The sequence below is a fragment of the Blastococcus sp. MG754426 genome (assembly GCF_021699055.1).
Lineage (GTDB): Bacteria > Actinomycetota > Actinomycetes > Mycobacteriales > Geodermatophilaceae > Blastococcus.
The window spans coordinates 1-8,448 of record NZ_SSXC01000117.1; the positions used below are offsets into that span (position 1 = coordinate 1).

General features: G+C 76.0%; 7 protein-coding genes. 1 reads left to right on the top strand and 6 read right to left on the bottom strand.

All coding sequences use genetic code 11. From position 1 onward, the window contains the following. Nucleotides 1-67 precede the first annotated feature (67 nt). From E9549_RS21775 to E9549_RS21795, 5 genes are all read right to left on the bottom strand, one after another. Complete coding sequence (locus tag E9549_RS21775) at nucleotides 68-751, bottom strand: AmiS/UreI family transporter (RefSeq protein ID WP_236828684.1); 684 nt, start codon at nucleotides 749-751, stop codon at nucleotides 68-70. Between the two features lie 90 nt (nucleotides 752-841). Then, on the bottom strand, nucleotides 842-1,126 hold the full coding sequence (locus tag E9549_RS21780; RefSeq protein ID WP_236828685.1) for a zinc ribbon domain-containing protein: 285 nt from the start codon (nucleotides 1,124-1,126) through the stop codon (nucleotides 842-844). Nucleotides 1,127-1,289: 163 nt separating this feature from the next. After that, nucleotides 1,290-2,549: a bifunctional 3,4-dihydroxy-2-butanone-4-phosphate synthase/GTP cyclohydrolase II gene (locus tag E9549_RS21785; RefSeq protein WP_236828686.1), complete on the bottom strand. Its 1,260-nt coding sequence runs from the start codon at nucleotides 2,547-2,549 to the stop codon at nucleotides 1,290-1,292. Then, nucleotides 2,546-3,055 carry a flavin reductase family protein gene (locus E9549_RS21790; protein WP_236828687.1) on the bottom strand — a complete coding sequence of 170 codons (510 nt, stop codon included), beginning with the start codon at nucleotides 3,053-3,055 and terminating at the stop codon, nucleotides 2,546-2,548. Before E9549_RS21790 ends, E9549_RS21785 begins: the two co-directional genes overlap by 4 nt. Nucleotides 3,056-3,100: 45 nt before the next feature. Next, nucleotides 3,101-4,279 (bottom strand): LLM class flavin-dependent oxidoreductase, encoded by a 1,179-nt coding sequence (locus tag E9549_RS21795; RefSeq protein WP_236828688.1) that lies wholly within the window; start codon nucleotides 4,277-4,279, stop codon nucleotides 3,101-3,103. Between the two features lie 138 nt (nucleotides 4,280-4,417). Here E9549_RS21795 and E9549_RS21800 point away from each other — a divergent pair, with 138 nt between their 5' ends. Beyond that, on the top strand, nucleotides 4,418-6,055 hold the full coding sequence (locus E9549_RS21800; RefSeq protein ID WP_236828689.1) for a sigma-54-dependent Fis family transcriptional regulator: 1,638 nt from the start codon (nucleotides 4,418-4,420) through the stop codon (nucleotides 6,053-6,055). On the opposite strand, the gene E9549_RS21805 is transcribed toward E9549_RS21800, so the two are convergent. Then, the coding region (locus tag E9549_RS21805) for a cation-translocating P-type ATPase (protein ID WP_236828690.1) at nucleotides 6,043-8,448 on the bottom strand (2,406 nt) is incomplete at its 5' end. The genes E9549_RS21800 and E9549_RS21805 overlap by 13 nt on opposite strands.

An 8,448-nucleotide genomic window follows, 5' to 3' on the forward strand; every position in this document is an offset into this window, starting at 1 on the left:
CTTCCGGACCCACCCCCCCGCTGCACCGCCGGTGCAGCGGGGGGGGGGGTCCGGAAGGGGGAGGACGTCACCTCCCCTCGTGGGCGGCGGGGGTGCCGGTGCGGGGCGACGGCGGCGCGTCGGCCTCGCGGAACTCCGGGGCGGGTGCGCGCGCCTCGGCCGGCTGGGGGACGCGCAGCCGCGGCGCGAGCGCGAGCGACGCCAGGCAGATGACGGCGAGGGCGATCGCGGACTCGGTGAGGTAGTCACCCCAGACGCCGGTGAGCAGCATGAACGCCGGGATCGCGGCGGTGAACACACCGGCGACGACGGCGACCAGCCCGGTGAAGCGGGTCCACTCCTCCCGCTTCAGCCCGAGCACGACCCAGAACAGCGCCCACAGCACCGCCCAGTAGAGCCAGATGACGCCGAAGGCCGGGTCGTCCAGCCGCCCGAAGTTGAGGCCGGCGTAGACCAGGGCGCACCCGGCGACGAACGCCGAGAACCAGCCGAGGCCGGTGCCGTCGAGGCCGCCGAGCAGGTTGAAGCCGACGTAGAGGTAGGTGAAGCCGAACAGGTAGAGCCCCGAGGCGGCGAGCACCACGTCGGGGTCCCCGCCGGAGGTGAAGATCAGCCAGGTCGGGGTGATGACCTGGAGGCCGCCGACGAAGAAGTTCAGCGGTGCGGCGGCCCGGGCGTCCACCCGGCCCAGCAGCATCAGCCCGTTGAGGATCAGGACGGCTCCGACGTACAGGAGTCCCACGCTGGCCATCTGCACTTCCCCCTCATCGCTGGTGCGGTGTCGCGGTCCCCGTTCGGTTCGGTGGTGGGTGGGTCGCCGTCCCGGTGGACGGCGGCGGGGTCAGGGGCGCGGCAGCCGGCGCAGCGCCGGGTTCGCGGCCGCTGCCGGGGCGCGCGCCGGGCGCGCGGGCGGGGACGAGACGACCTGCGGCTCGTCGCGGGTCCGCTCGGTGCGGTCGATGAGCGCGCGGCGGGTGGCGTCGCCGAGGGAGAGCCGCGGTGCGGTGAAGACCCGGACGGCGGGGGAGCCGCAGTCGTCGCAGGGCGCGGTCCGCCCGGCGGTGCCCATCGGCAGCGCGCGCTCGCTCAGCCCGTGGTCCTCGCAGCGGTACACGTACAGCGCCATCGCGATCCTCCCCTGAGCTGGAGCGATCCAGGACGGTCACGCTCTCGGCCCCGAACGTGCAGGTCAACCCCTCGGTGGCTGCGGTCGGCGCCAGATCGTCGGGCCGCGCGCGTCCTCACCCACCGTGCTGCCACGTCACCGGGCGCACGGTGCCGCGGGGGGTTCAGCTGGTGTCTGCGGTCTCCGGCCCGGTGAGCACGGTGTGACCCAGGCGGTCCCGCTTGGTCCGCAGGTAGCGGACGTCGTGCGGGGTCGGCGCGGTGGGCAGCGCGACCCGGTCGACGATCTGCAGCCCGTGGCCGTCGAGCCCGCCGTGCTTGGCGGGGTTGTTGGTGATCAGGCGGAGCCGGAGGACACCGAGGTCGGCGAGGATCTGGGCGCCCACGCCGTAGCTGCGCGAGTCGACCGGCAGCCCCTGCGCGGTGTTGGCGTCGACGGTGTCCAGGCCCAGCTCCTGCAGCGCGTACGCGCGGATCTTGTGCCCGAGCCCGATGCCCCGTCCCTCGTGGCCGCGCAGGTAGACCACGACACCGCAGCCCTCGGCGGCGACCGCGCGCAGCGCCTGCTCGAGCTGGGCCCCGCAGTCGCAGCGCAGCGATCCGAGGATGTCGCCGGTGAGGCACTCGGAGTGCACCCGCACCAGCACACCGGCCTCCGAGCGGCCGGCGGCGGCGACGTCCCCCAGGACGAGCGCCAGGTGCTCGACGCCGTCCAGGGTGCTGCGGTAGGCGACGGCGCGGAAGTCGCCGAAGGCGGTGGGCATGGCCGAGCCCCCGACCGGCTCGACGAGGCGCTCGCTCGCCCGCCGGTACCGGACCAGATCGGCGACGGCCAGGAGCGGCAACCCGTGCGCGGCGGCGAAGGCGCGGAGATCGGGGCCGCGGCGCATCGAGCCGTCGTCGGCCAGGATCTCGCTGATCACACCGACCCCGGAGAGCCCAGCCATCGTCAGCAGGTCGACCGCGGCCTCGGTGTGGCCGGCCCGCCGCAGGACGCCGCCGGCGCGGGCACGGAGGGGGAAGACGTGACCGGGGCGCCGCAGGTCACCGGGACGGGTGGCCGGGTCGGCGAGGGCGCGCACGGTCGCCGCGCGGTCGGCCGCCGACACCCCGGTGCCCGTACCGGCGGCGTCCACGCTGACGGTGAACGCGGTCTCGTGCAGGTCGGTGCTGTCGGCGACCATCAGGGGCAGCCGCAGGTCGTCGGCGCGGGATGCGCTCATGGGCACGCAGACGATCCCCGTGGTGTGCCGGACGAGGAAGGCCATCCGGTCGGGGGTGACCAGTTCCGCGGCGCCCACGAGATCGCCCTCGTCCTCCCGGTCGGCGTCGTCGACGACCACCACGAGCTCGCCACCGGCGAGCGCGGCGACCGCGGACTGCACCGCGCCGGCGGTGGCCCGGAAGGGCTCCGGCGGGTTCACGGCCGGACCGCGTCCAGCGCGACGTGGGTGCCGAAGTCGCGCGAGTAGTAGGTCAGCGGGTGCCCGGTGCCGGAGTCGGCGACCCGGACGTCGGCGAGCAGCACCACGTGGTCGCCACCGTCGACCACCCGCGCGACCGCGCAGCCGAGGAAGCCACGGGCCCCGAGCAGCCGGGGCACGCCGTCGGCGGTCTCCCACAGCACCCCGGTGAACTTCAGGCTGCCGCCCTTGCGGGCGAAGGCGGTCGCCAGCGCGGCCTGGTCGCTGCCGAGGACGTTGAGCCCGAAGCGGTTCGTCCGGCGGACGACGGCGAGCAGGTCGGACCTGTGGTCCAGGGCGACGAGCACCATGGGCGGTGCCATCGACAGGGAGGCGAACGCGCTGACGGTCGTCCCGTGCGGCCTGCCGTCGTCGAGGCTGGTCACCACCGAGACCGGCGTGGGCACGCCCGCCATGACCTCGCGGAAATGGTCGCGGACACCGTCGTCCCCGGGCGGTCGGTTCATCTGCTGCTCCTCGTTCGGGGCGGCGCGGGGCGGGCGGACCGGGGGTCAGGCGGTGCCGGCCTTCTCCTTCTCGTAGCGCTCGGTCATCGTCGCGACGGCCTGCATCTGCGCGGCCGCGTAGCCCTCCCGCTTGCCGGTCGCGAACGCCTTCGCATCGAGCGTGCGCTGGGCGTGGCTGATCTCCCCGCCCTGGAAGTGCGGCATGACGTGCTGGGCGATGAGCTCCCACGAGCGCTTCGTCGCCGCGGGGTTGGCCCACTCGTGGCCGAGCAGCAGCATGGCCCCGAACCCGCCGGACTGGTCCCACAACCGCTGCACCTGGGCGCGGGCGTCCTCCACGGTGCCGATGGCCCCGATGCCGGCCTCGTTGATGAAGTCGATCATCTCCTTGGCGTCGCCGCCCTCGACCGCCATCTGGGGGAAGGCCGCGGTCTTCTGGAAGTAGCGGAACCAGGTCTCGATGCCGAACTGGACGTCGGCGTAGGCCTGCTCGCGGGTCTCGGCGACGTGCATCAGGCCGACCAGCCGCCAGTCGCGGCGGGAGACGGTCTGGCCGTGCGCGGCGGCCCGCTCCTCGACGACGTTCCAGTGGTGGGCGAGGGCGTCGAAGCCGTCCTTGGTGAGGGTGGCGCCGATGGACAGCAGCCCCACCCCGTGGGTGCCCGCCATGCGCGGGCCGGTGGGGGAGGCGACGGCCGCGACGGCGATCTCGAAGCAGGGCTGGGTGTAGGGCCGCAGGTGCAACCGGGCGTCGACGAGGTTGTGCGTCTTCGTCTGCGCGGTCACCGTCTCGCCGCGGAGCAGCCGCATGATGATGTCGAGGTCGACCTCCAGCAGCTCGCGGGTGTCGGTGGGGGTGAGGCCGAGCATCATCGAGTCGGTGGGCAGCGAGCCGGGGCCGCAGCCGAGCATCGCGCGACCGCGGGTGAGGTGGTCCAGCAGCACCATCCGCTCGGCCACCCAGAGCGGGTTGTGGTACGCGATCGAGGTGACGCCGGTGCCGAGCTTGATGTGCCGGGTGCGCTCGGCGGCCGCGGCGATGAAGATCTCCGGCGAGGCGATGATCTCGGTCCCGGCCGAGTGGTGCTCGCCGATCCAGGCCTCGTCGTAGCCGCAGCGGTCGAGGTGCTCGACCAGTTCCAGGTCCCGCTGGAGCGCCAGGGTGGGGTTCTCACCGGCGGGGTGGAAGGGGGCCAGGAAGGTGCCGAATCGCAGTCGGTCCATGACGTTCTCCTCGTGACGGCGGTGGCCCAGAAAGTAAGCTGCGTCACACCCGGATCGGTGTTCAGAAATCTGACGGTCGGGAGACCCCGCTCGCACGACGCTCGGCGGGGGACGGTCCCGGGAGGGCGGTGGCCGGTGGTGGTCAGTCCGTGGGAGCAGTTCCAGCTGGGCGAGGAGGCCACCGACGGCGTGCGGGCCGAGATCCTCACGTCCTGGCGCCGGTCCCGGCTCTCGGGTGTCGACCCCCAGCGCGTCGACCTGCCCTACCTCGAGCCCGACGTGGACACCCGGTTCGCCCGGGCGGCCGTGCCGGTCGTCGCCCGGCTCGCCCCGCTGCTCGTCGGTGGTGACACCTGCCTGGCGATCACGAACAGCGCCGGCCAGGTGCTGTGGCGGTGGGTGTCGGACCCCGCGCTGCGCGCCGACCTGGACCGGATGGAGGTCGTCGAGGGCTTCTCCTTCGACGAGGAGCACGCCGGCACCAACGGCCTCGGCACGTCGCTGGAGGCGCGGCGGGTGACCACGGTCCGCGGCTCCGAGCACTTCAAGGAGCCGTTCCACCGGTTCACCTGCGTGGCCGCCCCCGTGCCGCACCCGCTCACCCGGCGCGGGGTCGGCGCGGTCAACATCACCTGCCGCGCCGAGGACACCAACGACCGCCTGCAGCCGGCCGTGCTCGCGCTCGTGCGCGAGGTGCAGGAGGCGCTGCTGCACGCTGCCGGTGCGCGCGAGCGGCAGCTCTTCGACGAGTTCCTCACCTCGTCGCGCGGCGGGGCGCCGGTCATCACCCTCGGTCCCGACGTCCTGATCACCAACCGCGCGGCCGCGGCCCTGGACGTCGACCGGGACGCGCTGTGGTCGCGGATCCTGGGGGCGGTGGAGGACGGCGGCCCGATCACGATCCCCGAGCTCGACTCCCGCACCGCCACCCTGCGGCTGGTCACCGAGGGGCCGCGCGTCTCCGGCGCCGTCCTCGTCCTGGACCCGCCGGCGCAGGGCCCCCCGCCGGCGGACCCCCCGCCGGGTGGGGACGCCGCCGGGTCCGCCACCGACCGGGCGGCCGCGCTGGTGCGACGGCTGCTGGCCGACGGCGCCACCGTGGCGGTGCGCGGGGAGGCCGGAACGGGCAAGCGGCACCTGCTCGCCGGGGCGCTGGCGGCCCTCGCCGAGGAGCCGCTGCTGCTCGACGCGACGCAGGGGTGCCGGTCGTGGGCCGGGCAGCTGCAGGCGGTGCCGGGCGGAGCGGTGCTGCTGGCGCACCTGGAGCGGTTGTCCCCGCTGGACGCCGACCGGCTGGCCGTCCTGCTCCCGTCGCTGCCCCTGCGGGTGACCGCGACGATCACCGGACCGGCCGACCACCTGACCCGGCTGCTGGACGCCCTGGGGGCGACGGTCGTGGAGGTGCCGCCGCTGCGGCTGCGCACCGCCGAGGTGGACGGACTGGTGCGGCAGTTCTCACCGCACGGGGTGCGCTGGACACCTCAGGCACTGGCCGCGTGCCGCGACCACCCGTGGCCGGGCAACGTGGCCGAGCTGCGGCTCGCCGTGCGAGCGGCGGTCGCGGCAGCCGGCCGGCGCCCGGTCGGGGTGGAGCACCTGCCCCCGGAGCTGCGTGCGCCACCGGGGGGCCGCCGGCTGACCCCGCTGGAGAAGGCCGAGGCGACGGTGATCGCCGACGTGCTGGCCGCGTGCGGCGGGAACAAGACCGCCGCGGCCCGCGAGCTGGGCCTCGCGCGCCCCACCCTCTACGCGAAGCTGCGGGCCTACCGGATCTGACCGGTGCCCGGGCCGCCCTCCCCGGTGCCCGACCGGGCCAGCAGGCCCGGGACCAGCTCCGCGCCCGCGGCGCCGGCGGCGGCGCAGCCGAGCACGACCGACCACGACACCGGGTCCAGCGGCGTGCAGCCGAAGAACCGGCTCACCCCCGGCGTCTGCACGATCGTCACCAGCGCCGCCAGCGACCCGGCCACGGTGGCCAGCACCAGCGGGCTGCGCCGCCCCGACCACGCGGTCTGTGCGAGCTGGGTGCTGATCAGCGCGGCCAGCCCCATCGTGCTCGCCCGGCCGGGGAACAGCGGCGTCGCCCGGCCCACCAGCCAGGCCGCGGTCGCCCCGGCCGTCGTCGCCGCCCCCCGCACGAGCACCATCCGGCGCACCCCTGCGGTGAAGCCCCGGTGCGGGCCGGCCCTCAGCACGGCGGCCAGCGGGTGCCCGGCCAGCGGACCGTGGTCGTCGCCCACCGGCACCTGGCGGGGTGCGGCCACCGCGACGGCGAGCGCCGGGAACATGTCGGTGAGCAGGTTGACCAGCAGCAGCTGGCGGGTGTTCACCGGCGCCCGGCCGCCGACGGCGGTGCCGAGCACGGTGAAGGCCACCTCACCGGCGTTCCCGCCGACCAGCACCGACACCGCGTCGCGCACCCGCGACCACATGGCCCGGCCCTCGGCGATCGAGTCGACCAGCCGGGTGAGGTCGAGGTCGGTGAGCACCAGGTCGGCGGCGGTGCGGGCGGCCGGCGACTCCGCGCCCTCCACGCCGACGCCGACGTCGGCCAGCCGGATGGCGGCGGCGTCGTTCACCCCGTCGCCGGTCATGGCCAGCGTCGCCCCGGCCCGGCGCAGCGCCTGCACCAGCGTGACCTTCTGCTCGGGGGAGAGCCGGGCGAAGACGGCGGTGCCGGCGACCAGCCGCGCCCGCTCGGTGTCGGTGGCCCGCGCCAGCTGGGCGCCGGTGACCACGCGATCGGCGTCGGGCACCCCGGCCTGCGCGGCGATCGCGCTCGCCGTCTCGGGGTGGTCCCCGGTGGCCACCACCACCCGCACCCCGGCGGCTCGCAGCTGCTCGACGGCGCGCACCGACGACTCGCGGAGGGTGTCCGACAGCCCGACCAGCCCGCGCAGGGTCAGGTCCGCGGCCGCCCCGTCGAGTTCCTCCGGCGTCCCGTCGACCTCCCGGTCGGCGACGGCGAGCACCCGGAGCCCCTCGCCGGCCAGCTGCCGCACCCGGTCGCGCAGCTCGGGGGCGCCGGCGCAGCGGCGCAGCACCACCTCGGGCGCGCCCTTCACGACCAGCCGGCCGTCGCGGACGGCGACGGAGAAGCCGCGCCCGGCGGCGAACGCCAGGCTCGCGTCGGGCGGGCCGTCCCACGCCTCGCCCGCGGCCTCCAGCACCGCGCGGTCGGTCTCGTGCGCGCCGTCGTCGCCGTTGCCCATGCCGGCCGCGGCCAGCCGCAGCAGGTCCTCCTCGCCGCCGTCGTCCAGGGGCAGCAGGCGGGTGACCCGCAGCCGGTTCTCGGTCAGCGTGCCGGTCTTGTCGAAGCAGACGGTGTCCACCCGGCCGAGCGCCTCGAGCACCCGGGCGCTGCGCACCACCGCGCCGCGCCGCGAGAGCCGCCGGGCCGCCGCCTGCTGGGCGACGGTGGCCACCAGCGGCAGCCCCTCGGGCACCGCGGCGACCGCGATCGCCAGCCCGGCGGCGACCGACTCGCGCAGCGGGCGGCCCCACAGCACCCCGAGCAGGGTGACCACGCCGCCCCCGGCGAGCGTGAGGGGGAGGACGGCGCGGGTGAGCTCGGCCAGCCGCGCCTGGACGCCGGCCGGTGGCGCCGCGCCCCCGGCGGCGCGCGCGGCCCGCCCGGCCTGGGTGGCCGGCCCGACGGCGACGACGACGGCCCGCCCGCGCCCGGCGACCACGGTGGTGCCGTCGAAGAGCATGCAGGTGCGGTCGGCGAGCTCGGCCCCCGGTGTCGCGGGTACCGACTTGGCGACCGACAGCGACTCCCCGGTGAGGCTGGACTCGTCGACCTCCAGGTCCTCGGCGTCCAGCAGCCGGGCGTCCGCCCCGATGACGTCGCCGGGCTCGACGAGCAGCACGTCCCCGGGGCGCAGCGCGGTGGTGGGCACCTCCTCGGTGCCGCCGTCGGTCTCCCGGCGGGCGCAGTGCGCCTGCTCCAGCAGCAGCGACTCCAGCGTGCTCTCGGCGCGCATCCGCTGCAGCCCGCTGACGACGGCGTTGATCGCGGTGACGCTGCCGACCAGCACGGCGTCGGTGACCTCGCCGAGCACCGCGGTCGCGGCGGCGCCGGTGGCCAGGATGGGCGTGAGCGGGTCGGCGAGCTCGGCGCCGACGGTGCGGGCGAAGCGGGCCGGCACCCGGACGGCGGGGGTGGC

Excerpts from the sequence above, each read along its gene's own strand:
- E9549_RS21775 (WP_236828684.1), bottom strand. The coding sequence starts at position 751 with ATGGCCAGCGTGGGACTCCTGTACGTCGGAGCCGTCCTGATCCTCAAC.
- E9549_RS21780 (WP_236828685.1), bottom strand. The coding sequence starts at position 1,126 with ATGGCGCTGTACGTGTACCGCTGCGAGGACCACGGGCTGAGCGAGCGC.
- E9549_RS21790 (WP_236828687.1), bottom strand. The coding sequence starts at position 3,055 with ATGAACCGACCGCCCGGGGACGACGGTGTCCGCGACCATTTCCGCGAG.
- E9549_RS21795 (WP_236828688.1), bottom strand. The coding sequence starts at position 4,279 with ATGGACCGACTGCGATTCGGCACCTTCCTGGCCCCCTTCCACCCCGCC.